This is a genomic window from Pseudomonas kielensis, from assembly GCF_030505375.1.
Classification (GTDB): domain Bacteria; phylum Pseudomonadota; class Gammaproteobacteria; order Pseudomonadales; family Pseudomonadaceae; genus Aquipseudomonas; species Aquipseudomonas kielensis.
Genome location: NZ_CP130043.1, coordinates 128,320 through 150,607, shown reverse-complemented (window position 1 = coordinate 150,607; position 22,288 = coordinate 128,320). Strand labels below are relative to the sequence as shown.

General features: G+C 61.0%; 23 protein-coding genes, 1 tRNA gene and 1 pseudogene. 11 read left to right on the top strand and 14 right to left on the bottom strand.

Going from position 1 to position 22,288, the window contains the following annotated elements:
* Positions 1 to 49: 49 nt before the first annotated feature.
* Complete coding sequence (locus Q1W70_RS00800; RefSeq protein WP_185818309.1) at positions 50 to 1,579, top strand: DHA2 family efflux MFS transporter permease subunit; 1,530 nt, start codon at positions 50 to 52, stop codon at positions 1,577 to 1,579.
* Between the two features lie 185 nt (positions 1,580 to 1,764).
* Here the strand turns inward: Q1W70_RS00800 and Q1W70_RS00795 are convergent, their stop codons facing one another.
* Positions 1,765 to 2,193: a GNAT family N-acetyltransferase gene (locus Q1W70_RS00795; RefSeq protein WP_166591929.1), complete on the bottom strand. Its 429-nt coding sequence runs from the start codon at positions 2,191 to 2,193 to the stop codon at positions 1,765 to 1,767.
* Positions 2,194 to 2,546: 353 nt separating this feature from the next.
* Between Q1W70_RS00795 and Q1W70_RS00790 the strand changes: the two genes are divergently transcribed.
* The gene (locus Q1W70_RS00790) at positions 2,547 to 2,735 is read left to right on the top strand and encodes an SPOR domain-containing protein (protein ID WP_166591930.1); all 189 of its coding nucleotides are present in this window, start codon (positions 2,547 to 2,549) and stop codon (positions 2,733 to 2,735) included.
* Positions 2,736 to 2,833: 98 nt separating this feature from the next.
* Here the strand turns inward: Q1W70_RS00790 and Q1W70_RS00785 are convergent, their stop codons facing one another.
* Together Q1W70_RS00785 and Q1W70_RS00780 are read right to left on the bottom strand one after the other, a co-directional pair.
* Entirely contained in the window at positions 2,834 to 3,016 is a 183-nt protein-coding gene (locus Q1W70_RS00785; RefSeq protein ID WP_371927890.1) for a hypothetical protein, read from the bottom strand.
* 86 nt (positions 3,017 to 3,102) lie between these two features.
* Positions 3,103 to 3,819 (bottom strand): SOS response-associated peptidase family protein, encoded by a 717-nt coding sequence (locus tag Q1W70_RS00780; protein ID WP_166591931.1) that lies wholly within the window; start codon positions 3,817 to 3,819, stop codon positions 3,103 to 3,105.
* A 145-nt stretch (positions 3,820 to 3,964) separates the two neighbouring features.
* Here Q1W70_RS00780 and Q1W70_RS00775 point away from each other — a divergent pair, with 145 nt between their 5' ends.
* Positions 3,965 to 4,414, top strand: coding sequence for a GNAT family N-acetyltransferase (locus Q1W70_RS00775; RefSeq protein WP_182344110.1), 450 nt, complete (start codon positions 3,965 to 3,967; stop codon positions 4,412 to 4,414).
* 11 nt (positions 4,415 to 4,425) lie between these two features.
* Here the strand turns inward: Q1W70_RS00775 and Q1W70_RS00770 are convergent, their stop codons facing one another.
* Together Q1W70_RS00770 and Q1W70_RS00765 are read right to left on the bottom strand one after the other, a co-directional pair.
* Positions 4,426 to 5,073, bottom strand: a complete 648-nt coding sequence (locus Q1W70_RS00770) for an SOS response-associated peptidase family protein (RefSeq protein ID WP_302098921.1) — start codon at positions 5,071 to 5,073, stop codon at positions 4,426 to 4,428.
* Positions 5,074 to 5,250: 177 nt separating this feature from the next.
* The gene (locus Q1W70_RS00765; RefSeq protein ID WP_185818311.1) at positions 5,251 to 6,483 is read right to left on the bottom strand and encodes an acyl-CoA dehydrogenase family protein; all 1,233 of its coding nucleotides are present in this window, start codon (positions 6,481 to 6,483) and stop codon (positions 5,251 to 5,253) included.
* A gap of 393 nt (positions 6,484 to 6,876) precedes the next feature.
* On the opposite strand from Q1W70_RS00765, the gene sfnG reads away from it, so the two are divergent.
* Positions 6,877 to 7,977, top strand: a complete 1,101-nt coding sequence (gene sfnG, locus Q1W70_RS00760; RefSeq protein ID WP_166591935.1) for a dimethylsulfone monooxygenase SfnG — start codon at positions 6,877 to 6,879, stop codon at positions 7,975 to 7,977.
* Between the two features lie 50 nt (positions 7,978 to 8,027).
* On the opposite strand, the gene Q1W70_RS00755 is transcribed toward sfnG, so the two are convergent.
* From Q1W70_RS00755 to Q1W70_RS00740, 4 genes and pseudogenes are all read right to left on the bottom strand, one after another.
* Complete coding sequence (locus Q1W70_RS00755; protein ID WP_302098513.1) at positions 8,028 to 9,131, bottom strand: sigma-54 interaction domain-containing protein; 1,104 nt, start codon at positions 9,129 to 9,131, stop codon at positions 8,028 to 8,030.
* 217 nt (positions 9,132 to 9,348) lie between these two features.
* Entirely contained in the window at positions 9,349 to 9,552 is a 204-nt protein-coding gene (locus Q1W70_RS00750; protein WP_166591937.1) for a hypothetical protein, read from the bottom strand.
* 62 nt (positions 9,553 to 9,614) lie between these two features.
* A pseudogene (locus Q1W70_RS00745) lies at positions 9,615 to 10,260 on the bottom strand (BRCT domain-containing protein).
* A gap of 128 nt (positions 10,261 to 10,388) precedes the next feature.
* Positions 10,389 to 10,778, bottom strand: coding sequence for a MerR family transcriptional regulator (locus Q1W70_RS00740; RefSeq protein WP_166591939.1), 390 nt, complete (start codon positions 10,776 to 10,778; stop codon positions 10,389 to 10,391).
* A 74-nt stretch (positions 10,779 to 10,852) separates the two neighbouring features.
* On the opposite strand from Q1W70_RS00740, the gene Q1W70_RS00735 reads away from it, so the two are divergent.
* Together Q1W70_RS00735 and Q1W70_RS00730 are read left to right on the top strand one after the other, a co-directional pair.
* Complete coding sequence (locus Q1W70_RS00735; RefSeq protein WP_166591940.1) at positions 10,853 to 11,923, top strand: SDR family oxidoreductase; 1,071 nt, start codon at positions 10,853 to 10,855, stop codon at positions 11,921 to 11,923.
* Between the two features lie 99 nt (positions 11,924 to 12,022).
* Entirely contained in the window at positions 12,023 to 12,922 is a 900-nt protein-coding gene (locus Q1W70_RS00730; RefSeq protein WP_185818314.1) for a DMT family transporter, read from the top strand.
* A 261-nt stretch (positions 12,923 to 13,183) separates the two neighbouring features.
* Here Q1W70_RS00730 and Q1W70_RS00725 read toward each other — a convergent pair.
* Positions 13,184 to 13,271: transfer RNA gene (locus tag Q1W70_RS00725), tRNA-Ser, on the bottom strand.
* Positions 13,272 to 13,395: 124 nt separating this feature from the next.
* Between Q1W70_RS00725 and Q1W70_RS00720 the strand changes: the two genes are divergently transcribed.
* The gene (locus Q1W70_RS00720) at positions 13,396 to 14,067 is read left to right on the top strand and encodes a Bax inhibitor-1/YccA family protein (protein ID WP_166591942.1); all 672 of its coding nucleotides are present in this window, start codon (positions 13,396 to 13,398) and stop codon (positions 14,065 to 14,067) included.
* 66 nt (positions 14,068 to 14,133) lie between these two features.
* On the opposite strand, the gene Q1W70_RS00715 is transcribed toward Q1W70_RS00720, so the two are convergent.
* Both Q1W70_RS00715 and Q1W70_RS00710 read right to left on the bottom strand, forming a co-directional pair.
* On the bottom strand, positions 14,134 to 14,463 hold the full coding sequence (locus tag Q1W70_RS00715; RefSeq protein WP_166591943.1) for a YceK/YidQ family lipoprotein: 330 nt from the start codon (positions 14,461 to 14,463) through the stop codon (positions 14,134 to 14,136).
* 57 nt (positions 14,464 to 14,520) lie between these two features.
* Positions 14,521 to 14,958: an Lrp/AsnC family transcriptional regulator gene (locus Q1W70_RS00710; RefSeq protein WP_166591944.1), complete on the bottom strand. Its 438-nt coding sequence runs from the start codon at positions 14,956 to 14,958 to the stop codon at positions 14,521 to 14,523.
* 132 nt (positions 14,959 to 15,090) lie between these two features.
* Here Q1W70_RS00710 and Q1W70_RS00705 point away from each other — a divergent pair, with 132 nt between their 5' ends.
* Positions 15,091 to 15,984 (top strand): DMT family transporter, encoded by an 894-nt coding sequence (locus tag Q1W70_RS00705; protein WP_302098512.1) that lies wholly within the window; start codon positions 15,091 to 15,093, stop codon positions 15,982 to 15,984.
* Between the two features lie 7 nt (positions 15,985 to 15,991).
* On the opposite strand, the gene Q1W70_RS00700 is transcribed toward Q1W70_RS00705, so the two are convergent.
* Both Q1W70_RS00700 and Q1W70_RS00695 read right to left on the bottom strand, forming a co-directional pair.
* Complete coding sequence (locus tag Q1W70_RS00700) at positions 15,992 to 17,071, bottom strand: FUSC family protein (protein ID WP_178117414.1); 1,080 nt, start codon at positions 17,069 to 17,071, stop codon at positions 15,992 to 15,994.
* A gap of 30 nt (positions 17,072 to 17,101) precedes the next feature.
* On the bottom strand, positions 17,102 to 18,727 hold the full coding sequence (locus Q1W70_RS00695) for an NADP-dependent glyceraldehyde-3-phosphate dehydrogenase (RefSeq protein WP_185818317.1): 1,626 nt from the start codon (positions 18,725 to 18,727) through the stop codon (positions 17,102 to 17,104).
* 476 nt (positions 18,728 to 19,203) lie between these two features.
* Between Q1W70_RS00695 and Q1W70_RS00690 the strand changes: the two genes are divergently transcribed.
* From Q1W70_RS00690 to Q1W70_RS00680, 3 genes are all read left to right on the top strand, one after another.
* Positions 19,204 to 19,590 carry a c-type cytochrome gene (locus Q1W70_RS00690; RefSeq protein WP_265537461.1) on the top strand — a complete coding sequence of 129 codons (387 nt, stop codon included), beginning with the start codon at positions 19,204 to 19,206 and terminating at the stop codon, positions 19,588 to 19,590.
* 84 nt (positions 19,591 to 19,674) lie between these two features.
* Complete coding sequence (locus Q1W70_RS00685) at positions 19,675 to 21,006, top strand: D-arabinono-1,4-lactone oxidase (RefSeq protein ID WP_302098920.1); 1,332 nt, start codon at positions 19,675 to 19,677, stop codon at positions 21,004 to 21,006.
* Between the two features lie 71 nt (positions 21,007 to 21,077).
* The gene (locus tag Q1W70_RS00680; RefSeq protein ID WP_166591952.1) at positions 21,078 to 22,286 is read left to right on the top strand and encodes a DSD1 family PLP-dependent enzyme; all 1,209 of its coding nucleotides are present in this window, start codon (positions 21,078 to 21,080) and stop codon (positions 22,284 to 22,286) included.
* The last annotated feature ends 2 nt before the right edge of the window (positions 22,287 to 22,288 follow it).

Here is a 22,288-nt window from a genome sequence, read left to right as displayed (position 1 = left end):
CTGCGCCGCCCCAAGGGCGCAGCACCTGCCTCGATTCAAAGGATTCGCGATGAGCAATAACGCGTCTTTCAGCCCGCCCAGCCTGCTGCTCGCCACCATTGGCCTGTCACTGGCGACCTTCATGCAGGTGCTCGATACCACCATCGCCAACGTGGCGTTGCCGACTATTTCCGGCAACCTGGGGGTGAGCTCGGAGCAGGGCACCTGGGTGATTACCTCGTTTGCCGTGAGCAACGCGATTGCCTTGCCGCTGACCGGCTGGCTGAGCCGGCGCTTTGGCGAGGTCAAGTTGTTCCTGTGGGCGACCATCCTGTTTGTGCTGGCCTCGTTCCTGTGCGGTATTTCCACCTCGATGCCGGAGTTGATCGGCTTTCGTGTATTGCAAGGGCTGGTAGCCGGTCCGCTGTACCCGATGACCCAGACGCTGCTGATCGCGGTCTATCCGCCGGCCAGGCGCGGCATGGCCCTGGCGTTGCTGGCGATGGTCACGGTGGTGGCGCCGATTGCCGGGCCGATCCTCGGGGGCTGGATCACCGACAGCTACAGCTGGCCCTGGATCTTTTTCATCAACGTGCCCATCGGGGTCTTCGCGGTGACGGTGGTCCGTCAGCAGCTCAAGGCCCGTCCTGTGGTCACCAGTCACCAGCCGATGGACTACGTGGGGTTGATCAGCCTGATCGTCGGCGTGGGGGCATTGCAGATCATCCTCGACAAGGGCAATGACCTGGACTGGTTCGAGTCGAATTTCATCCTGATTGGCGCGGCCATTTCGGTGATTGCCCTGGCGGTGTTCGTGATCTGGGAAATGACAGACCAGCACCCGGTGGTCAATCTGCGGCTGTTTGCCCATCGCAACTTTCGCATTGGCACCCTTGTTCTGGTCTTGGGTTATGCCGGGTTCTTTGGCATCAACCTGATCCTGCCGCAGTGGCTGCAGACTCAGATGGGCTATACCGCGACCTGGGCCGGCCTGGCGGTGGCACCGATCGGTATCCTGCCGGTGCTGATGTCGCCATTTGTCGGCAAGTACGCGCACAAGTTCGACCTGCGTCTGCTGGCCGGGCTGGCGTTCCTCGCGATTGGCCTGAGCTGCTTCATGCGCGCCGGGTTTACCAATGAGGTGGACTTCCAGCACGTGGCGCTGGTGCAACTGTTCATGGGCATTGGTGTGGCGCTGTTCTTCATGCCGACCCTAAGCATCCTGATGTCGGACCTGCCACCCCAGCAGATCGCCGATGGTGCCGGGCTCGCCACCTTCCTGCGGACCCTGGGCGGCAGCTTCGCGGCCTCCCTGACCACCTGGATCTGGATCCGCCGCGCCGATCAGCATCACGCTTACCTGAGCGAACACCTGAGCACTTTCGACCCGGCCACCCGGGACGCCCTCAATACCCTGGGGGGCGCGGGCAACGCGGCTTATGCCCAACTTGACCAGGTCCTGACCAGCCAAGCCTACATGCTGTCCACCGTGGACTATTTCACGCTGCTGGGCTGGGGTTTTGTCGGCTTGATCCTGTTGGTATGGCTGGCTAAACCACCGTTCTCGGCGAAGGCTGGACCCGAAGCGAGCGGGCATTGAGCGGCTTGCCATTGTAGGAGCATGGCTTGCCAGCGATGAGCATGGGTATCTACGCAACTTTGTAGCGGCCCACAGCTGCAACGTCGCAACACAGTTGTATAGATACCTATGCAGCGATGAGGCCGGCACAGCCAGCATTTATGGCGCCTGAGACACCGCCATCGCGAGCAAGCTCACCACGAGGCTCAGTCGATCAGGCGCTTCTGGAAGAAGTAGCGCTTGCTCCCCAGCGGGTAGTCGACAATCTGCCCGACTTCGGTGAAGCCCAGCGAGCGGTAGAAGCCCGGTGCCTGGAATTCGAAGGTGTCGAGGTACATGCCAATGCAGCCTTTCTCCCGCGCCAGTTCCTCGGCCATGTGCATCAGCCGGGCGCCAATACCCTGGCCCCGTAGCTGTTCCTGCACGGACAGCAGGTCGATGAACAGCCATTGGTAGAACATTTTCCCGTAGAGCCCACCAAGGATTGCTTCGCTGTGTTCATCGCGAACCAGCAAGGCGATTTCCTGATAGTGGCCGTCACCGGCATGGGCAATGTTGTGGGCGCGCAGCGGGTCGAGAATGGCCTGGCGTTCTGCAGGTTGCGGGTCTTGGGTGAATTCGATGCGCACGGGCATGGTCGACGTCCTTGTGTCGGGGGGAAGGGGATGCAGACGCAGCCTAGCTTGTGTGGCGGGGTAGGGGAAAGTCGCAGGGACGTGTCGAGCGCAAAAAAAAGCCCGCATGGGGTGTGCGGGCTGAATGTTCCTTGGATGTGCGCGCTGACTATAAGGGGCGCGCCGGGCGGGCGGGGTGAAGAATTTGTCATGTAGCTGGCCGTTCGTCCGCTGGCCGGCACCTTGGCGGGCTGGCCCTTTCAAAGCGGTATGGCTCGTGCGTTGGCCTCTCGACCGTTCACCCGCGGGTGGCCACGACGAGAAGCTGCGGGTGTAAGTTGAGTGCGGGCTTGTCGACTTCAATGGAGGTGGCTATGAGTATTCCCATGCTGAGCAAAATGCACATGAACGGTTATGAACTGGTGAGCGTCAACAGCGGCCCCTGGCGGGTCTGCACGCAACGTGACCGGATCGGCACCTTTGCCACCCGGGAAGAGGCGCTGGCATTCGCGGCCTCGCTGCCGGGCTACAAGCCCCGCACGGCACCGACCACTAACCGTTAGGCACCCACTGGTTCGCGATGGAGCTCAAGCATCCCACAGGCGTGTTCTCTCCACGCGGCGTGCTGGCGTCCATCGCGAACCAGCCAGCTATTGCACCCTCATGATTTTCGCCGGTCAGGGCCGGTCGGGTTGCCGGTGTCGAGCAGTCGGCGCTCTAGAAGCACGTTCTGCAGGGCCTGACGGTCGGTGGGAGCCAGTTGATGCTGGCGTTCCTTGAGTTCAAGCAGAATCGGGTTGGACCAAGTGCGATAGGTCCGCTCGGCCTGTTGAATCGGGTTCATCTTCATCTCCCAGCCAAGAGGGTTCACGAGAAGGGCACCGCGCACAGGCTAGTCGAGAAACCCATCACTTGCCAGGCGCTGGCGGGTCAGCCATTGCCCTTTTCATCGCCGCCCCTGAGGACTTTGCCGATGGGTGTGATCAACCCCGGATGGTGGTTGCGCACGTTGCCAACGGCACTGTCGACCTTGAACCATTCAAAGGTCTCGGCTGGCTCCGCTTCGTGCAGCACCATTTGCTCGGCACGTTCCTTGGGCATCCCCAGGTTGAGCCATTCCCGGGCCAGTTCCGGCGACAGCACCAGGGGGCGTCGGTCATGCAGATCGACCAGGCCGCCGACGCTGTCGGCGGTGATGATCACAAAGCCGTCATCGGCTCGCGGATCGCGCCCACCGGCCGGGTATTGGCCAATGGCAGCGCAAAGGATCGGCGCCCGGTCGCGGCGGCGTATCAGGTAGGGCTGTTTAGTCGGGCCGCCTTCGTAGACCCACTCGAACCAGTTGTCGATGGGGGTGATGGCGCGATGCGGCCAGATCGCCCGGAAGAACGAGCCGTGGGCCACTTTTTCGACCCGCGCGTTGATCGGCAAGGCGTGGTCGGTGGACCAATGGGGGCGCCATCCCCAGCGCACCCGATCGGCGTGCAGGGTTTCCCCCTCGAGGTGAATCAGGGCGACCTGGGTGGTGGGCGCGACGTTGTACTGCGCCAGAGCATCGTCGCCCAGGGTATTGACCAGGGCGTTGGGCATGCCGAGGGCCGCGACAAAGTCGTGAATGCCTCGGTACTGTGAAAGTCTTCCGCACATTGGAGAGCCCTCCGCTGGAGCTTTGAGCTTAGTCCAAGGGGGAGCGCAGAGTTCTGGACCGGGTTACAGATCTCCAACAATCAATCTGTTTATCAGGCCCCTGGCGCTTTTCTACAATGGCGCACGATCTTCAGGAGATGAGTTGATGAGTGTGCGCACGCGAATGGCCACGGTGGAGGATGTCGAAAGCCTGTTCGAGATTCGCACCTCAGTGACGCAGAACCACCTGAGCCGGGAGCAGATGGACGCGCTGGGCATCACCCCACAGGTGTTGAGATCAGCGATCAACGAGGGCCCTTGTGTGTGGATCGCGGAAGTCGATGAGCGGCCGGTGGCGTTTTCCATGATTGACCGGGACGAAGGCGAGGTGTTTGCCATGTTCGTGCGCCCGGCCTTTGAGAACAGAGGCCTGGGGCGCCTGTTGATGGCCGCCGCCGAAGCCGAGCTGTTCCAGGCACATGAGCGGATTTTCCTGGTGACCGATGGCCGCCAGGAAATCCGTGCCAATGGCTTTTATCAGCGCCTGGGCTGGACGGTGGTGGCCAGGGTGGATGCCCAGGATGTGCGGTATGAAAAACGCCGACCCCGGGCCTGACGCCGGGTTGTTCAAGCGGAGCGAGGCAATTGGCTGGCGGTGTTGTCCAGGGCCAGGTTGACCTTGAACCACTCGAAATCTGCACAAGGCAGGCTGTGGTGCCTGGCGATCTCTTCGGCGCGCCGGGGCGAGAGCATGGGGTCGAGCCATTCGTTGGCATGGTTGGGCGCCAGCACCAGTGGCCTGCGCCGGTGAAGGCGGGTGATGCGCGTATCATCGGCGGTGGTCAGGATCACAAAGCCGCCTCCCTGGCGCGGTGCGACGCCACGCTGTACGTGGGCCAATGCGGCAAAAAACATCGGCTGACGACTGCGCAGGCGCATGAAGTACAGGTGAGGGGTATGGGGCGCGTGCGCATCATCCACCCACTCGTACCAGCCATCGCTAGGCACTACAGCTCGGCCGTTGGGCCAGAGCAACCTGAAATCAGTCTGCGTTGAAACGGTTTCCACCGGCATTTGCATGGAATCAGGTTGCTTGCCCCGTGCCCCAAAAGGTGCCCAACCCCAGCGCACGGCATCAATATGAAGCCCGTCCTCGCATCCGTGCAGGACCTGCGCGCACTTGGCTGGCGCGACGTTGAGCGGTCGCAGCGACTGGCTCTGATAGCCGGCAGGCACCTCGCCTTTGGGGTTTAACGCTGCGATGAAGGCCGCCATACCTTCGTGCTGAACAAAATGCCCATCCATCGTTCACCTGCCCGTCGGATACTCGCTGCCCGAAGCAGACCCACTGCCCGATCTTGACCGGGCAGTGGGTCATAACGATGACAGTCACTGCAATTCCAGGGCCAGCCTCGACCCGGGCGTCCACCCACCTGCGCTGTCAGCCCCGCTTCACTTTGGCCCGGCGCCGATCTGCCAGACGTATGGCGGTTCGGTGCCATTGATTTCCCAGTCGCCGATGATCCGCTCCTTGTAGATCAGCGGATTGTGCGAGGCGGCGGTGCGCGCGTTGCGCCAGTGTCGGTCGAAGGCCTTGGTGGTGCTGGTGGCCGAGGCGCTGAGGGCGTTGAACAGGTCGCTGGTGGCGCGCAATACCAGGTCGGCGATCACCACTTGGGCCTGGGCCGATTCCAGTTCGGCGGCGATGTTGGCTGTGCGCTCGGCGACCGGGTCCTGGGCGAAGCGGCTTTCGTACGCCAACTGCAACGCCGTCGCCGCGCGCAGGGTGGTGGCGTGGGCGGCGTAGACCTGCGCCGAGGCCTTGCCCAGCACTTGCTGCACTTGGACGTCCTGACTGACGTGGCTGGCATTGCCAGTACTGAAGACGCGTTTGCGGGTGCGCACTTCTTCACTGATGTCGAGCACCGCGGCGCGTCCGGCACCGGTCTGGACCGCCAGCAGCACCAGTTGATAGAAGGCCGTCTGGTATTTGAAGCGGGTGCTGAAGTCCAGGAGGTTCTCGGGCTCCACCACGGCGTTGACGAACACCGAGGTGCCGCTGCCGGTGGTGCGCTGGCCGAAACCATCCCAATCGTCGCTCTGGCTGATGCCTGGCTGTTGCACACGCACGGCGGCGATCACGTCGGCACCGTTGTCATCGCGCTGGGCGTAGAGGTCGATCCAGTCGGCAAAGATACTGCCGGTGCTGTAGTACTTGGTGCCATTGACCACCCACTGTTCGCCCAGGCGCGAGACGCGGGTGCCGACCTCGCCGATCTTCACGCTGCCGACTTCGGTCCAGGCGTTGCCTACCAGTTCACCCTGGACGAAACGCTGGAACCAGAGGTCTTGTGGCGCGTCGGCCTGGGCGTTGAGCCGGTCTTCGACAAACGCGAAGTGTCCGCGCAAGGCCTGGGGCAGGTTGGAGTCGGCGGTGGCCAGTTCGATCAGCAGTTCGAACAATTGCGGCAAGGTCGCGCCTGCGCCACCGTACTGCAGCGGTACGCGCACGGCGCCAAAGCCGGCTTCCTTGAGCCATTGCACGGGTTCGTACGGCAGGCTGCGACTGTGCTCGCGTTGCAGGGCGCCGGCAGCGATGCGCGCGAAGATGGGTCGGAAGCGCTCGGCCAGGGCTGGGTAGTCGGCGCCACTGGCAAGGGGCAGGTGCTGCTGCTGGATAGTCATGGGGGCAGTTCCTTAATCGAAGGCGAGAGACGCGACAGCGCAGTGCGGCTGTTGCGTGCTGCTGCCAGTGCACAGGTCGTGCCTGGTGCGCAAAACCCCGTAATCCCGGGGCTCGCGCCGGGATGTGTGCTGCACACGGCTGTCGCCTGGCGAGCAACTTGTTGAAGTGCTGACCGTCCGGCAACAGCGGCCAGGGCGCGTCGCGGAAAAAGGGCTCGCACGCCGGTGTTGCGCAGGCAACAGTTGATCAACAGCCTGTGCGCCGGGCGACACTTGGATTATTTGAGTAAATCAATAACTCATTGATTATTAATGATTTATTGAAGTGGCACGGTTGCTGCTCCAGGCCTGTGACAGGTGCCACGGTGGCCTCTGCCAGCAGGAGTACATGCAATGAGCCAGGACAACATCAAGTTTGCCTATTGGGTGCCCAACGTCAGCGGCGGACTGGTGGTCAGCAAGATCGAACAGCGCACCAGTTGGGATATCGACTACAACCGCAAGCTGGCGCAGATCGCCGAACGGGCCGGCTTCGAATACGCCTTGTCGCAGATCCGCTTCACCGCCGGTTATGGCGCGCAAAACCAGCACGAGTCGGTGACCATCAGCCACGCGCTGTTGGCCGCCACCGAAAAGCTCAAGGTCATCGCCGCGATTCTGCCGGGTCCCTGGAGTCCGGTGTTGGCGGCCAAACAGCTGGCGACCATCGACCAGTTCACGAATGGCCGGGTGGCGGTCAATATTGTCTCCGGCTGGTTCAAGGGCGAGTTCCGCGCGATTGGCGAGCCGTGGTTGGATCATGATGAGCGCTATCGTCGTTCCGAAGAATTCATCCAGGCACTGAAGGGTATCTGGACCCAGGACAACTTCAGTTTTCACGGTGATTTCTACCGCTTCCACCACTACACACTCAACCCCAAACCGCTGCAGCAACCGCACCCGGAAATTTTCCAGGGCGGCAGTTCGCGCGCGGCGCGGGACATGGCTTCGCGTGTCTCCGACTGGTACTTCACCAATGGCAACACGGTGGAAGGGATCAAGGCCCAGGTCGACGATATCCGCGCCAAGGCGGCGATCAATGGCCATTCGGTGAAAATCGGCGTGAATGCTTTTGTCATCGCCCGTGAAACCGAAGCGCAGGCGCACGCGGTATTGCAGGAGATCATCGCCAAGGCCGATCCGGAAGCGGTCAACGGGTTTGGTGGCGAGGCGAAGAACGCGGGGGCCTCCAGCCCCGAAGGCGAGGGCAACTGGGCCAAGTCGACCTTCGAAGACCTGGTGCAGTACAACGATGGCTTCAAGACCAACCTGATCGGTACGCCGCAGCAGATTGCCGAGCGCATTGTCGCCCTCAAGGCCGTGGGCGTGGACCTGGTGCTCAGTGGTTTCCTGCACTTTCACGAAGAGGTGGAGTATTTCGGTCGCAAGGTGTTGCCGCTGGTGCGTGAGTTGGAGCGCGAGGCGCTCGCGGCCAAATCCCCGGCGCTGGCGTAAAGGACACAAGCGCCGGCATTGTCTTGCCCGAATGAGCGTGGTGGCCGTGCTCAGATCGACAGGTTGGCGACGTTCACCGCCTGTCCATCCCGGGTTGGGCGGCGCTTGTTGACCACCAGCTCGCCGACCTTGATCAGCATCGCCCGGGTGATGTTGCGACTCAGCCCCAGCAGGCTCGCGGTGTGCACCTGGTTGTAGTGGCTGAAGCGATAGGCTGCGCGCAGCAACGCGTGCTCGACGCGCTCATGAAGGGCGCCGCTTTCTTCCGCGAACAGGCGCTGGAAGGCTTGCTCCAACAAGGCGTCGGCGCTGTCGTCGACGGCGCTGTTGCTGGCGTCCTGGCGCTCGATACGCAGGTTGGACAGGTGCAGGTCGTGGACCCGGATCAGGTGGTTGCGGCAGATCAGCAGGGTGTGGTGAATGACGTTTTCCAGTTCGCGGATGTTACCCGGCCAGGCGTAGCTCACCAGTTTCTGCTCGGCCGCGTTGTCCAGCGCCACGTCGCCGTAACCCAGGCGGCGGCTGTACTCGGCGATGAAGTGACGGATCAGCGGCAGGATGTCCCCGGGTCGCTCGCGCAATGGGCTCAGCTGCAGGCTGACCACGTTCAGCCGGTAGTACAGGTCCTCGCGAAAGTGCCCGGCGTTGATGGCTTTTTCCAGCTGCACGTTGGTCGCCGCCAGCACCCGCACATCGATCGGGATGCTTTTACGAGAGCCCAGGCGCACCACTTCACGCTCCTGCAGCACCCGCAGCAACTTGACCTGGATCGGCAGCGGCAAATCGCCGATTTCGTCGAGGAACAGGGTGCCGCCGTTGGCCTCCTCGAACCAGCCGGCCTTGGCGCTGAGCGCGCCGGTGAAGGCGCCTTTTTCATGGCCGAACAGTTCGGCTTCCACCAGGTTTTCGGAGAACGCGCCGCAGTTGACCGCGATGAACGGCTTGTTGCGCCGGGCGCTGAGGTTGTGCAGGTGACGGGCTACCAGTTCCTTGCCGGTCCCGGTCTCGCCGATGATCAACACGCTGGCATCGCTGGGGGCGACTTGTTGCAGGTGCGCCAGTAGCGCCTGGGATTTGGGGTCTTCGAACACTTGCGCGGTGGCGCGTATGGAGGTGGCCAGGGCAGGAGAGGGCGGCAGCGTGAGTAGTTGCATGGTCGGGCCTATGAGTAGAAGGTCGGTGTGGGCAGCATCGCGCCGCTCATAGGTCGAATGTAAATGATCTAAAAAATTACAAATAAATACTTTTTAGTTATTAGCTTAAGGGCTGTCTTGGGCATTTCAAGAACGAGATTCATCGAGGAAGTGCTTATCCAAGGCCGTTTTGGGTCATGGCGCGTGGGGCGGCACTGGCACTGAGTCTGTGGCGGTCTCAATGAAGTACCCTGCGACTTTCGCCGATCCGTATTCGATCCAGGGCCCGGTTCAGTGCGTCCAATGCATCCAGAAGGGCTTTGGCCTCGGCCTCCCTGCCGTCTCCCCAAAGCCGTTCGGCCATTTTGTTCAGGGCCTGGATAGATCGTTCAATGTCGGCAGCGGTGGCGGTCACTTTGTTTTCCGGCGGTTTGTTTGGCATTCAGTAACCCTTGCTGGGCATCGTGTTGCAGCAGAGCGCGGCGGACTCTCCAGCTCATCAACTCAACCAAAAAGGGCGCGTTGCCATTGCTGCTCACCGATGATGGCGATAGGGGCGCCGGCCTCTCTGAGTTCGACCGCTTTGATTATCTTTGTTCCATAGGTGCTGTGGCGCCATTGGTCATTGCCAATGCTGCCCACCACCAGGTAATGAATGTTCTTGCTGACCCCGCCGCCAATGATGCCACCACGTTCCTCCACCAGGACCTGACAGTCTTTGCGAGGTCCATAGGCCATGATTCCAGTGAACACAAACAAACTGCCATCCCAGGTGATAGCGGGTTCAGGGTGATTGAAGGGGAGGTCATTGGGCGGGGTGAAGGTGTGATCGCCAGCCTTGGGTTTTTCGGTGCTCAGGCCAGAAAACCCTTGGAGCAGACCGATAAGCTCAAGGGATTCGTCTGCATCCAGCACCCCGTCCAAGAGCATATTGGAGAGGCGTGAATAAAGCAGGTTGATGACCGGATCATCCAGGTGGGCCAGATTCGTCTCCAGCCAATCCCTGAGGAACAGCCCTTCGGCGGTCGACACGACACCGTCTGCGGCGAGTCCTGCTGCCAAGCCAACGAGTGCGTCAGACTGAGCGCCTGTCGATCCTCGAACGATTGAAGTACTTGCTTCGCTCGAACTCATCGTGAATGTCGGTCATCTGAATTCCTTGTCGTGATGTGATGCAGCGAGAACTGCAAGTATCCACCGCGCCAGATGTCTACATCAACCTGGTCCGGTCAGTCATGACCGGCTGAATGCAGCCAGCGTTTTCCAGAAGCTGACAGTTCAGGTGCAAGAGTTGCTTAGTTGCTGAAGTTCAAGTTGCTTGGCAGCACTGGCTTCGAGGTTTGCACGCTCTTGATCCAGGTACTGATAGATGCTTTGGAAGCTGGCGATTTTCTGTTTGATTTCTGCCATCTTCCTTTCAATTAGCTTGGCCCCTTCAGCACAATCGATCAGCTTGTTGCGCTGCGCATCCAGAATCTCGCCTATTTCCCCCAGGGAGAACCCCATGCTTTGCGCGCGCTGGATAAAGTCCAGGTCCTGCAGCGTTTGCGTGGTGTAAACGCGATAGTTGTTCGTTTGCCGCAGCGGTGAGATCAGGCCGATTTGTTCGTAGTAACGCAGCGTATGGCGGCTGGCGCCGCTGCGGGCTTCGAGTTCGCCGATTTTCATGAAAACACCGCTTGACTGTAGAGTTGGGTCGATAGTTTACGCTTGGTTTCTCACCTTAAACAAGGAACAGGGAAATGAGCGTGGAGTGCTTTGTCACGGGGGGTACCGGCTTTATCGGTCAACATTTGGTGGCGCACCTGAGTGCAAAAGGTCACACCGTTCGGGTGTTGATGCGGCGCCCGGATCGACTGGCTGCACTGCGCGAGCAAGTCGACAACTTGGGAGGCTGCGCAGCCCGGGTATTTGCCGTAGCTGGCGATCTGGAACGGGACAATCTGGGGCTGAGTCTTGCTGACCGAGAAGTGCTGAGGCGCGCCAGAGTCATGTTCCACCTGGGTGCCCACTTCGCATGGGGGCTTTCAGTGGAGCATGCTCGTGCGGTGAATGTGGAAGGGGCAAAGCGCGTGGCGCTGTTGGCGGCTGAGCAAAAGAGCCGGCTAGTGATGATCGGCGGCTACATGCTGAAAAATCATGAACATCTGCAGCGCATCGGAATTGATCCTCGTTATCCGGAGCTGACGAATTGGCCTGCTGTCTATCGACGTGTCGGTGGTTACGAGGGGAGCAAGCTGGAGGCGCATTTTGCGACCCTGGAGGTGATGTTTACCAAGGGCGGGGAGATGACCGTTGTCCACCCCGCGACGGTTTGTGGCCACAGCCGTACGGGGCATATCCTTGACGGTCAGCCGCTGGTGGAGCTGATACGCAACCTTGTGCAGGGAAAGCTGACTGCGGTGCCTGGTACCGCCGAGCACTGGTTGCCACTGGTTACCGTGGATTACCTGGTGGAACTGATGGCGGTGTGTGCTTTTGATCCTGCCATGGTGGGCCAGGAACTGCTGGCGCTGGATGACCAAACGCCCAACTTGCGAGAATTGCTGGTACAGGCGGCAAAACCTTTGGGCTTAAAGTCTCCCAAGCATTATATTTCGCTCCGATTGCTTAAGTTGCTGCTGAGTATTCCTCCCGTTGCGCGGTTTTTGAATTCAAAACCCGAAGCCCTGGACTTTATCCAGACCACTCGTTTTGATACCGCGGTGGTCGAGCAATTTGCCAATAGGCATGGAATAGCCAAGCCGGATATACGTCAGTCTTTGCAACTCACGGCAAGGTTCGTCAACTCATATTGCATAGCCAAGGGCTAGGCCCTCTGACTTCTCCCTTGGGAGCAGCCTCAAACTTTGTGCCGTCGATGCAGGGCGGCATTCTATCGAACGACCATTCAGCGACAGGGATCGTCAACAATGCAATCTACTTTCAGCAAAGGCGTCATGTTTGCACTCAGTGCTGCGGCACTGAACGCAACGATCGGTGTACTCAGCAAAGTGCTCATGAGTAATGGATTCACCGCCAGCAGTGTCGCTGTCATCAAGACCGTACTGGGTTGCGTGCTTCTCTCGGTCTTACTGTTTTTTCTCAAACGCCCGACGGCGTCGATCAAATGGACTCAAGCGGCTATCTGCGCATTCCTTGGCATCTTTGTGCTGTTCCATTTCGAAACGTCCGCCTATCGACACTACGCTGCGGCAGGTGTGGTGGTGATGCTGATGGCCAGTGCCTCAATCTCCTCGATCATTCTGGGGCGCATTTTCCTCAAGGATGCCATCACCGCGAATGCTACCGTCGGCGCCGCACTGGCTATCGCTGGGATCTCGGTGATCTTCGGCGGCGACCTGCAGCAGGGCTTCACCCTGCAAGGTGCTGCGCTCGCCTGCGTGGCGGGCTGCGGCTATGGGGCCTTTTCGGTTGCCATGAAGCGTATGGGGGTGTCGGGAGGGCTGCACTTCACCCGGCAATTGTTGTTCTTTGGCAGCCTGTACCTGCTGATGCCGGCTGCGGCCGATGGTTTCGCGATAGGCGAGCTGTCGCCGCTGGCGATCGCCGCGCTGCTGGCGCTGGCCACACTGCCGACAATCCTGGGCTTTTTCTGCACCACCAAGGCCATCGAGTATCTCAAGCCATCCCAAGTGCAAGCGCTGGAACTGACCGAGCCACTGTTCGCCGCGCTGCTGGCGTTTGTGGCGCTCAATGAAGTACCGCGCGAAAGCCTGTACGCGGGAGCGGCATTGATCATCGTCGGCCTGTGTTTCTCCAACGAACTGATCCGCTTGGGCAGCAAAGCCTCCGTCCCTTCGACCGAGTGAGCCAGTCTCGGACTCTGATGACTTTGGCAATCTGTGGTTGTTAAGTGTTTTGAGTGACTGACCGTTTCTGGCTGAAGCGGTCAGTCGAAATACCCTCGGATGTATTCGTCACGCGCTGGTGCAGCCGATAGATGCCGTCGTAGGGTAGGGGGGCGGAAATGGCCGATAAAGACGCGGAAACGATAGCGACAGGGTGCGTCAGGAATCGTGTGCTGCAGAAACGACAAAGCCCTGAATAATCAGGGCTTTGTCGTATAAATGTGGCGGAAGCGTAGAGATTCGAACTCTAGGATAGTTGCCCATCGACGGTTTTCAAGACCGTTGCCTTAAACCACTCGGCCACGCTTCCAAACTGCTTTGCGGGCGCCATAATACCCGAATGAAACACACTGTCAAACTCTCTGCATAGCTAGTTACAGAGCGTCTGTTATGATCTTTGCGACTGAACGTTTCAAACCTACAGGAGTGTCGCCATGCGCGAACAGGATTACGCAGTTAATAACAGCGTGCAGGCTGAGCAGCTAGAGGTTAGCCGCGTCCTGCGCAACACGTACGGCTTGCTCGCCCTTACCCTGGCCTTCAGCGGTGTGATGGCGTTCGTGGCGCAGCAGATGCGGGTCGGTTACCCGAATATCTTTGTGGTGCTGATCGGCTTCTATGGCCTGTTCTTCCTCACCAACAAACTCCGTGATTCGGCCTGGGGCCTGGTGTCGGCTTTTGCCCTGACCGGCTTCATGGGCTTTCTGCTTGGCCCGATCCTCAACCGTTACCTGGGCATGCAGGGCGGCGCTGAAGTGGTCAGCTCGGCCTTTGCCATGACCGCGCTGGTGTTCGGCGGCCTGTCGGCCTATGTGCTGATCACCCGCAAGGACATGAGCTTCCTCGGTGGTTTCATCACGGCGGGCTTCTTCGTCCTGCTGGGTGCAGTGCTGGCGAGCATGTTCTTCCAGATCAGCGGCCTGCAACTGGCGATCAGCGCTGGTTTCGTACTGTTTTCCTCGGTCTGCATTCTGTTCCAGACCAGCGCCATCATCCATGGCGGCGAGCGTAACTACATCATGGCGACCATCAGCCTGTATGTATCGATCTACAACCTGTTCGTCAGCTTGCTGCAGCTGTTCGGCATCATGGGCCGCGATGACTGATCGACGCCTTTGACACTAAAAAACCCGCCTCGGCGGGTTTTTTTTGGCCTGCCATTCGCCCCGGCTTCACTCGGTGACGATGATGCTGCCGTCGGCCTGTTGCCGGTAGATGGTGTACGGCAGCAGGGCGGTGTCCAGCACCCCGGAAATCAGCGCATCGATCAACACCACGATGGTGCCGTTGTCGTATTTTTGCGCGTCGATGCCTTCCTTCAGCGGTGCGTAGAGGGTGCAGAAGTCATAAGTCACTCCGCTGTAGATGCGGGGTACGGCGCCGCAGTAACTTTTCTGTTCCTTGAGGCTGGCTGCCGCCGCATCGTCGCTGCGCACCACCGTCTGTAGCGTCCCGCAGCCTGACAGCAGCATCGCTGCCAGGAGCACACCGTGAATTTTCATGCCGCCAATCCTTCGCCGGAAAAATTGCACTGTACGCCGTTGTGCGTCAGACCACACTCACGCCATCGGCGGCAGGCGGCGCTTGACCGGGGTTTTCTTGACGATCGCGGTGTTGGTCTCAGCGTAGCTGTTGAGGCGGTCGAGCAGGGTGTCGAGCTGTTCCATCGAGCGCACGTGCAGGCGCGCGATGAAGCAGTCGTCGCCGGTGACCTTGTCACATTCAGTGAACTCGGGGATGGCCTGGATCTGCCGTTCAACATGCTGCAACTGGCCCGGTAGCGGGCGGATGCGCACGATGGCCTGCAACTGGTAGCCAAAACACTTGGGGTCGATTTCGACGGTGTAGCCCGTGAGCACGCCGCGCTCTTCGAGGCGGCGCAGGCGCTCGGCAACGCTGGGGGAAGACAGGCCGCTGATCTGCGCCAGGGCCTTGAGCGAGCGTCGCGAGTCCTGCATCAGGGCGCTGATCAGCAGTTGATCGATGTCGTCAGTCATCTGAAACCTCTTAGGCAATAACCTGGAATTGCCTTGATAAAAAAGGTGAATTCGTAGTTTAGCCTGCATTTGGCCATGGAGGTGGCGGGTGCCGCAGCGCCATACTTTGCGCTCACAACGAGGAACCTGATCATGGACAACATCCTTCGTCGCGGCTCGCTGGAAATGACCGCCGCCATGCTGATTTCCGGAACCATTGGCTGGTTCGTGCTGGTCAGCGGCCAGCCGGTACTGGATGTAGTGTTCTGGCGCTGCGTGTTCGGCGCGGCGACCCTGTTGCTGATTTGCGGGCTGTTCGGCTTCCTGCGCCCGGGCCTCTTGAGTCGCACCACGTTCCTGCTGGCCGTGCTCAGCGGGGTGGCGATTGTCGGCAACTGGGTGCTGCTGTTTGCCTCCTACTCGCGGGCTTCGATTGCCATCGGCACGGCGGTGTACAACGTCCAGCCGTTCATGCTGGTGGGGCTGGCGGCATTGTTCCTCGGTGAGAAGATCAGCGTGCAAAAGCTGTCCTGGCTGGGGCTGGCGTTTCTCGGGATGCTGGCGATCGTCAGTGCTCATGGCGAGCAGGGCGTGGGTGGCGATCAGTACCTACTGGGGATTGCCCTGGCCTTGGGCGCGGCGCTGCTGTACGCCTTTGCCGCGCTGATCATCAAGCGCCTGACCGGCACGCCACCGCACTTGATTGCGCTGATCCAGGTCTGCACCGGTGTGCTGTTGCTGGCACCCTGGGCCAATTGGTCGGCGCTGCCCCAAACGTCGACGGCCTGGGCCAGCCTGCTGACCCTGGGCATTGTCCATACCGGGGTGATGTACGTGCTGTTGTACGGTGCGATCCAGAAGCTGCCGACCGCATTGACCGGAGCGCTGTCGTTCATCTATCCGATCGCGGCGATTCTGGTGGACTGGCTGGCTTTTGGTCATCGCCTGGGACTGCTGCAATGGATCGGTGTGGCGGCGATTCTGCTGGCGGCTGCCGGCATGCAACAAGGTTGGGGCAGCGCTACGCGCAAAACCGTGACGTCCTGAGTGCTGTTCAGATCTTCCAGTGGGGGGCCGACTTGACCAGGCGCTGGCGCATCTCGTTAAGGTTGCTTGCCAGTTGCCGGGTCAACAACCGGTAACCGTCCAGTGCGCTGTACACCGGCGTCTCCATCGCGTTTTGCAGCAGCGGCTCGCTGCTGTTGCGCTCAAGGCGTTGGGTGGTACCGGATTGCAGGGCGCGCGCCATGCCGATCAGCAGCCGGCGAATTTCGCGATGTTCGGCTTTGAGCGCCAGTTGCATCTGCGCCATGGCCTGTTCATCGCGGGTGTCGGGGCGGGTGTTGGCGAGGATTTCCAGGGTGCTGATGCACAGCCGCAGGTTGCGTTGCACGGCGTCCAGTTCGGTGATGGAAATGCGCACCTCCTTGGACACCGAGGGCATCAGCGAGCGCAGTTGCACCATCACCGCGTTCAAGCGCCCGAGGAGTTTGAGGTAGTGGTCGTCGGTCACCGACTGCCCGCTGATGATCCGGCTGTAGATGCTTGCGCAGTCACGCAGCGCCCCGGCCAGTTTGTAGCGCCAGGAATACACCGCATACAGCGGCAGGGCGAAGGAAAACGCCAGGGCCAGGACGATGCCGATCAGGATATCCACGGTGCGCCACAGCCCATCGGTGACGGGGTTGTCGCCATGGCCGGCGACGATGAACACGGTGATCGCCGACAGCAGCGCGGTGTAACCGCCCTTGCCGATGGCGTGGTAGGAGAAGAAGCCGCAGACCACCGACATGCCGAAGTAGGTCAGCCACGGCAGGCCAAGCCAGGCCTGCTGCAGCACCAGCAGCAACCCCACGGCGGCCCCGATCAACGTGCCATAGGCGCGCTCGGCGGCTTTTTTACCGATGTTGCCGTGGTGTTGCAGGCCGCCGATCACCACCAGCATGGTGACGGATGCCCACTCGCCATGGGGCAGGTTGATCCCCGTGGTCAGCAGGATGGTCGCCAGCAGGCCCAATGATACCCGGATGGCGTGGATCACCCGGGCGTTGCGGTAGCGCCGGTACGGGTCCAGCAAGGGCCGTAGCAGGCGCCGCAACACGGGTGGCAGGCGCAGTGAGCGAAAGGCAGTCATCGGGTTGCCGGGGTGTCCTTGAGCCGTGTGCTAGAAAATGTAGTCGGTTGTCAGGAAGCTCGACTCCCGGCCGCGGATGATGTCGCTGATCAAGGTTTTGTTGCTCTCCTGGAACTTGGTCGCCACCAGGGTGCGAATCGAGAACGTGCGCAAGGCGTCGTGCACCGACAGCGTGCCTTCTGCCGAATTCTTCCGGCCGTTGAACGGGAAGGTGTCCGGGCCACGCTGGCACTGGGCGTTGATATTAATGCGGCCGACCTGATTGGCAAAGGTGTCCACCAGGCGCCCCACTTCGGCGGCGTTGGTGCCGAACAGGCTCAGCTGTTGACCGAAGTCTGACTCCAGGACGTAGTCGATCACCGTATCCAGGTCACGATAAGGCACGATAGGCACCACCGGGCCGAACTGTTCTTCCTGATAGACGCGCATGTCGGTGGTCACCGGGTACAGCACTGCCGGGTAGAAGAATGAACCGCGGGCCTGGCCGCCGTGGGTGTTGATCACCTTGGCGCCTTTGCGTACGGCGTCATCCATCAGGCCGTGCAGGTAGTCGACCTTGCCCGACTCCGGCAGTGGGGTCAGTGCCACGCCGTTTTCCCACGGCATGCCGGGCTTGAGGGTGGCGAGCTTGTGGTTGAACTTCTCGATGAAGCGATCGACCACCTCTTCATGCACAAACAGGATTTTCAGCGCGGTGCAGCGCTGGCCGTTGAACGACAGCGAGCCGGTGACGGCTTCGTTGACCGCGTTGTCCAGGTCGACCTCGGGCAGCACGATGCCAGGGTTCTTGGCATCCAGCCCCAGGGCCGCGCGCAAGCGGTGGGGTTTGGGGTGCAGCTTCTTCAGGTCGCTGGCGGCCTTGTTGGTGCCGATAAAGGCAAAGATATCGATCTTGCCGCTGGCCATCAGCGCGCTGACGGTCTCACGGCCGCTGCCGTAGATCACGTTGATCACCCCGGCCGGGAAGCTGTCGCGGAAGGCTTCGAGCAATGGGCGAATCAGCAGTACCCCCAGCTTGGCGGGCTTGAACACCACGGTATTGCCCATGATCAACGCCGGGATCAGGGTGGTGAAGGTCTCGTTGAGTGGGTAGTTGTAAGGCCCCATGCACAGGGCGACGCCCAGGGGGACGCGGCGGATCTGGCCGAGGGTGTCCTGTTCCAGCTCAAATCGGCTGGAGCGACGGTCCAGTTCCTTGAGGGCATTGATGGTGTCGACGATGTAGTCGCAGGTGCGGTCGAACTCTTTTTCCGAGTCCTTGAGGTTCTTGCCGATTTCCCACATCAGCAGCTTGACCACGGCGGTGCGCTGTTCGCGCATGCGCCCCAGGAAAGCCTCCACGTGCTGGATCCGCTCGGCCACGCGCATTGTCGGCCAACTGCCCTGGCCCCGATCATAGGCGCGGACGGCGGCGTCGAGGGCAGTGAGTGCGGTTTCGGCATCGAGCAGCGGGGTGCTGCCGAGAATGACTTGTTCGTCGACCCCGTCGACGTCCAGGTACACCGGGCTGCGAACGGCTGCCAGGGGGCCGTTCCACGTGCGCAGGGTGCCCTCCACCAGGTACTCGCGTTGTTCGATTGGTTCGCCCGGGCGGTAGGGCTCGGGGATGTCGGCGAGGGCAGGAAACAGTGTGCTGAGAATGTTTTGTGTGCTCATGAAACTACCCCGTGCTGGATGTGGGCAACGCCGTCGGCAGGTGGCGTGCAGGCAAGATATCGCTCTATGGGTTATACGCTTTGAAAGCAGGTGTTGATCAATCCAGGTCTCGCACGATGTGTAGCCGCTGCGCGAGGCGGCGTTCGGTGGCGCAGCCGTCGCCCAACCAGACCCGGATAGGCCTTGTGGATTGCAGGCTTCGCCAGCGGCTACAAGATCGGCAACCTGCCCGCTGAAGGGCATTCTAGAGCGGTTTCTTTGTGAGTGTCTGGCCCAAGAGTAGTCGATTTGGCGCACCGCGGATGTAACAAACCGTCACACCGTGGCAGGGGGCGGGTCGACGCGCCTGGCCTCGAAAGCCCCCTTGTTGACCCCCAATGCCCTCAACCACGGGCAGCGACTGCCTTAGTGTTCAGTGGCCGGTCTTGACTACAAAAAAAGCGCCAGGCCGCGGCGCAGTACAAGTGAGGATGCTTATGTGGGCACTGATTCGAGCCGGGTGGCGGTTTTCCTGCCGTGGGGCGGCGCTGGCGCTGGTACTCGGCGTGTTGGGTGGCTGCGGCGAGGAGCCCAAGGACGGGCCTGATCGCGCGGCCGCTGCCGCGAGCATGCCCGCCGATGCCGGGTTGGCGCGCACTTACGACACCAGTTGCAAGCTGTGCCACGCCAACCCGGCCTCGGGCGCGCCGTTGACCGGTGACCAAGTGGCCTGGCGGCCGCGCCTGCAACAAGGCATGGACAGCCTGCTGGACCACACCATCAACGGACACAACGGCATGCCCCCCATGGGTATGTGCATGCAATGCAGCGAAGACGATTTTCTGGCGCTGATTAGCTTCATGTCCGGCCAACACCTCCAATAAAAGCACAAGGTGGGATTGATGACGATGGACCTCACACGACGCCAGCTTCTGCAGCGCGCCAGCCTGGTCGGCGCCCTGACGGCCTTGAGCAGCAACCCGGTGCTGGCACAGTTGGTGCGCGCGCCACGCCTGATTCCCTGGCGCAACTGGTCGGGTGCCCAGAGCTGCCTGCCTGAGGCCCGCCTGGCGCCGAAGGATCTGGATGAACTGGTACAGGTGATTGGTCGCGCCCCGGGCAAGATTCGCCCGGTGGGTTCGGCGCACTCGTTCAGCGCTCTGGTACCCACCGATGGCACGCTGCTGTCGTTGAGCAACTTCACTGGGTTGCTCAGTCATGATCCACAGACCCTGCAGGCCGAATTTGGCGCTGGCATGCCCATGTCGCGCATGGGCCAGGCCTTGAAGGAGGTCGGCCAGGGCCTGAGCAACATGGCCGATATCGACTACCAGACCCTGGCGGGAGCAATCGCCACCTCGACCCATGGCACCGGCAAACAGTTTCCCTCCTATTCGGCCTATGTCACCGGTTTGCAACTGGTCACGGCCGCCGGGGAGGTGATCGAGTGCGACAGCAACCACAACCCGCAGGTGTTCAACGCGGCGCGGGTGTCGTTGGGGGCGCTGGGGGTGGTCAGCAAGATCCGCATGCAGAATCGTCCCGCGTACCGCCTGCGCGAACACCAGTGGATCGCCAAGACCGAAGAACTGCTGGAGGACGTGGAGAAACACACCCGCGACAACCAGCACTGGGAAATGCTGGTGGTCACCCATTCGGACTACGCCTTGTCGATGGCCCTCAACGAAACCACCGACCCGGCGACACCGCCGATCAGTGCCGAGGAGGAGGGGGGCAATGAGTTCGTCAACCTCATCGAGACGTTCGACAAATACGTCAGTGATTTCCCTGATGCCCGTCGTACCTTGCTCAACAGCCTGCGGCACATTGCCAGTTTTGATGATCGGGTCGGCGACTCCTTCGACATCTATGCCAATGTGCGCACGGTACGTTTCAACGAAATGGAGTACTCGGTGCCGGCCGAACATGGCCCGGCGTGCCTGCGCGAGATCATCAAGCTGATCACCGACAAGGACCTGCGTACCTGGTTTCCCATCGAGTACCGCTACGTCAAGGCCGATGACATCCCCCTGAGCATGTTCGAGGGGCGTGACAGCTGTTCGATCTCGGTGCATCAGCATTACCAGATGGACCATCACAACTTCTTCGCGGCCATCGAGCCGATTTTCTGGAAGTACGCCGGCCGACCGCATTGGGGCAAATTGCACACCTTGAACGCCCGTAACCTGCAAGCGCTGTACCCGCGCTGGCAGGCGTTTCGTGAGGTTCGCCAAGCGCTGGACCCGGGCGGCAAGTTCCTCAACGCCCATTTGTCATCGATCCTGGGAGTCAGCGGATGAGCATCGACCGACGCAATTTCCTCGCTGGGGCCGTAGGGCTTGGCGTGTTGCTGTTGGGCGTGGGCGCGCTGCTGCGCCCCGGTGATCGGGGCAGCGCCTATTCCGAGTATTTCAGTGCCCTGAATCAGCAACTGAAGGACCACGGCCCTATGCGCCCGGTGTTGTTGATCGATCTGGATCGACTGGACCACAACATCGATGTGGTGATGCAGTCGGTCAGGCGCGGTGGCAAGCACCTGCGCCTGGTGGAGAAATCCCTGCCATCACCAGGGCTGTTGGCCTACATCTGCAAGCGCGCGGGAACCCAGCGACTGATGTCGTTTCATCAGCCGTTTCTCAATCATGATGCATTGGTTTTCCCCGAGTCCGACATCCTCCTGGGCAAGCCGCTGCCGGTGCGTTCGGCCCAGTTGTTCTATCAAACCCACAAAGGCGTGTTCGACCCGGCGCGGCAGTTGCAATGGCTGCTCGATACGCCGGCGCATCTGCAGCAGTACCTGGCATTGGCCCGGGGCCTGGGCACTCAGTTGCGGGTCAATATCGAACTGGATGTCGGCCTGCATCGCGGCGGCGTGGCAGACACGGCCACCCTGGGGCAGATGCTGGGGCTGATCCGTGCCAACGCGCAGCACCTGCAGTTTGCCGGGTTCATGGGCTACGACCCCTTTGTCGGCATGGGGGTGCCGGGCCTCCTCGGGAGTGCCGATGAGCTGTTTGCCAAGGTCATGGCTCAGTACAACGGCTATGTCGACTTCACTCGGCAACAGTTTGCCGACCTCTGGCGCCCGGACCTGACGCTCAATACCGCGGGCAGCCCCAGCTATCGCCTGCATGAGCGGGAGTCGCTGAGCAGCGAAGTGTCGGTGGGTACGGCCATGCTCAAGCCGACCCATTACGACTTGCCCTCGCTGGTCGAACACGTGCCGGCCACCTGGATCGCTACTCCCGTGTTGAAGCGCACGGGGGCGGTGCAGATTCCGGCGCTGGATGGCAAGTCCAGGCTGTTGTCATGGTGGGACATCAACCAGCGTGAGACCTACTTCATCTATGGCGGGAACTGGATGGCCGAGTTCGAATCGCCGGCCGGGTTGCAGAGCAACGGGCTCTACGGTCGCAGTTCCAACCAGGAAATGGTCAACGGCTCGCAGGCGGTGGGCCTGGCGGTGGATGACCAGGTGTTTCTGCGGCCGACCCAGACCGAGTCGGTGTTGCTGCAGTTTGGCGATTTGCTGGCGGTACGTGGCGGCCAGATCGTCGAGACCTGGCCGGTCTATACCTGACT

Excerpts from the sequence above, each read along its gene's own strand:
- Q1W70_RS00800 (WP_185818309.1), top strand. The coding sequence starts at position 50 with ATGAGCAATAACGCGTCTTTCAGCCCGCCCAGCCTGCTGCTCGCCACC.
- Q1W70_RS00795 (WP_166591929.1), bottom strand. The coding sequence starts at position 2,193 with ATGCCCGTGCGCATCGAATTCACCCAAGACCCGCAACCTGCAGAACGC.
- Q1W70_RS00790 (WP_166591930.1), top strand. The coding sequence starts at position 2,547 with ATGAGTATTCCCATGCTGAGCAAAATGCACATGAACGGTTATGAACTG.
- Q1W70_RS00785 (WP_371927890.1), bottom strand. The coding sequence starts at position 3,016 with ATGAACCCGATTCAACAGGCCGAGCGGACCTATCGCACTTGGTCCAAC.
- Q1W70_RS00780 (WP_166591931.1), bottom strand. The coding sequence starts at position 3,819 with ATGTGCGGAAGACTTTCACAGTACCGAGGCATTCACGACTTTGTCGCG.
- Q1W70_RS00775 (WP_182344110.1), top strand. The coding sequence starts at position 3,965 with ATGAGTGTGCGCACGCGAATGGCCACGGTGGAGGATGTCGAAAGCCTG.
- Q1W70_RS00770 (WP_302098921.1), bottom strand. The coding sequence starts at position 5,073 with ATGGCGGCCTTCATCGCAGCGTTAAACCCCAAAGGCGAGGTGCCTGCC.
- Q1W70_RS00765 (WP_185818311.1), bottom strand. The coding sequence starts at position 6,483 with ATGACTATCCAGCAGCAGCACCTGCCCCTTGCCAGTGGCGCCGACTAC.
- sfnG (WP_166591935.1), top strand. The coding sequence starts at position 6,877 with ATGAGCCAGGACAACATCAAGTTTGCCTATTGGGTGCCCAACGTCAGC.
- Q1W70_RS00755 (WP_302098513.1), bottom strand. The coding sequence starts at position 9,131 with ATGCAACTACTCACGCTGCCGCCCTCTCCTGCCCTGGCCACCTCCATA.
- Q1W70_RS00750 (WP_166591937.1), bottom strand. The coding sequence starts at position 9,552 with ATGCCAAACAAACCGCCGGAAAACAAAGTGACCGCCACCGCTGCCGAC.
- Q1W70_RS00740 (WP_166591939.1), bottom strand. The coding sequence starts at position 10,778 with ATGAAAATCGGCGAACTCGAAGCCCGCAGCGGCGCCAGCCGCCATACG.
- Q1W70_RS00735 (WP_166591940.1), top strand. The coding sequence starts at position 10,853 with ATGAGCGTGGAGTGCTTTGTCACGGGGGGTACCGGCTTTATCGGTCAA.
- Q1W70_RS00730 (WP_185818314.1), top strand. The coding sequence starts at position 12,023 with ATGCAATCTACTTTCAGCAAAGGCGTCATGTTTGCACTCAGTGCTGCG.
- Q1W70_RS00720 (WP_166591942.1), top strand. The coding sequence starts at position 13,396 with ATGCGCGAACAGGATTACGCAGTTAATAACAGCGTGCAGGCTGAGCAG.
- Q1W70_RS00715 (WP_166591943.1), bottom strand. The coding sequence starts at position 14,463 with ATGAAAATTCACGGTGTGCTCCTGGCAGCGATGCTGCTGTCAGGCTGC.
- Q1W70_RS00710 (WP_166591944.1), bottom strand. The coding sequence starts at position 14,958 with ATGACTGACGACATCGATCAACTGCTGATCAGCGCCCTGATGCAGGAC.
- Q1W70_RS00705 (WP_302098512.1), top strand. The coding sequence starts at position 15,091 with ATGGACAACATCCTTCGTCGCGGCTCGCTGGAAATGACCGCCGCCATG.
- Q1W70_RS00700 (WP_178117414.1), bottom strand. The coding sequence starts at position 17,071 with ATGACTGCCTTTCGCTCACTGCGCCTGCCACCCGTGTTGCGGCGCCTG.
- Q1W70_RS00695 (WP_185818317.1), bottom strand. The coding sequence starts at position 18,727 with ATGAGCACACAAAACATTCTCAGCACACTGTTTCCTGCCCTCGCCGAC.
- Q1W70_RS00690 (WP_265537461.1), top strand. The coding sequence starts at position 19,204 with ATGTGGGCACTGATTCGAGCCGGGTGGCGGTTTTCCTGCCGTGGGGCG.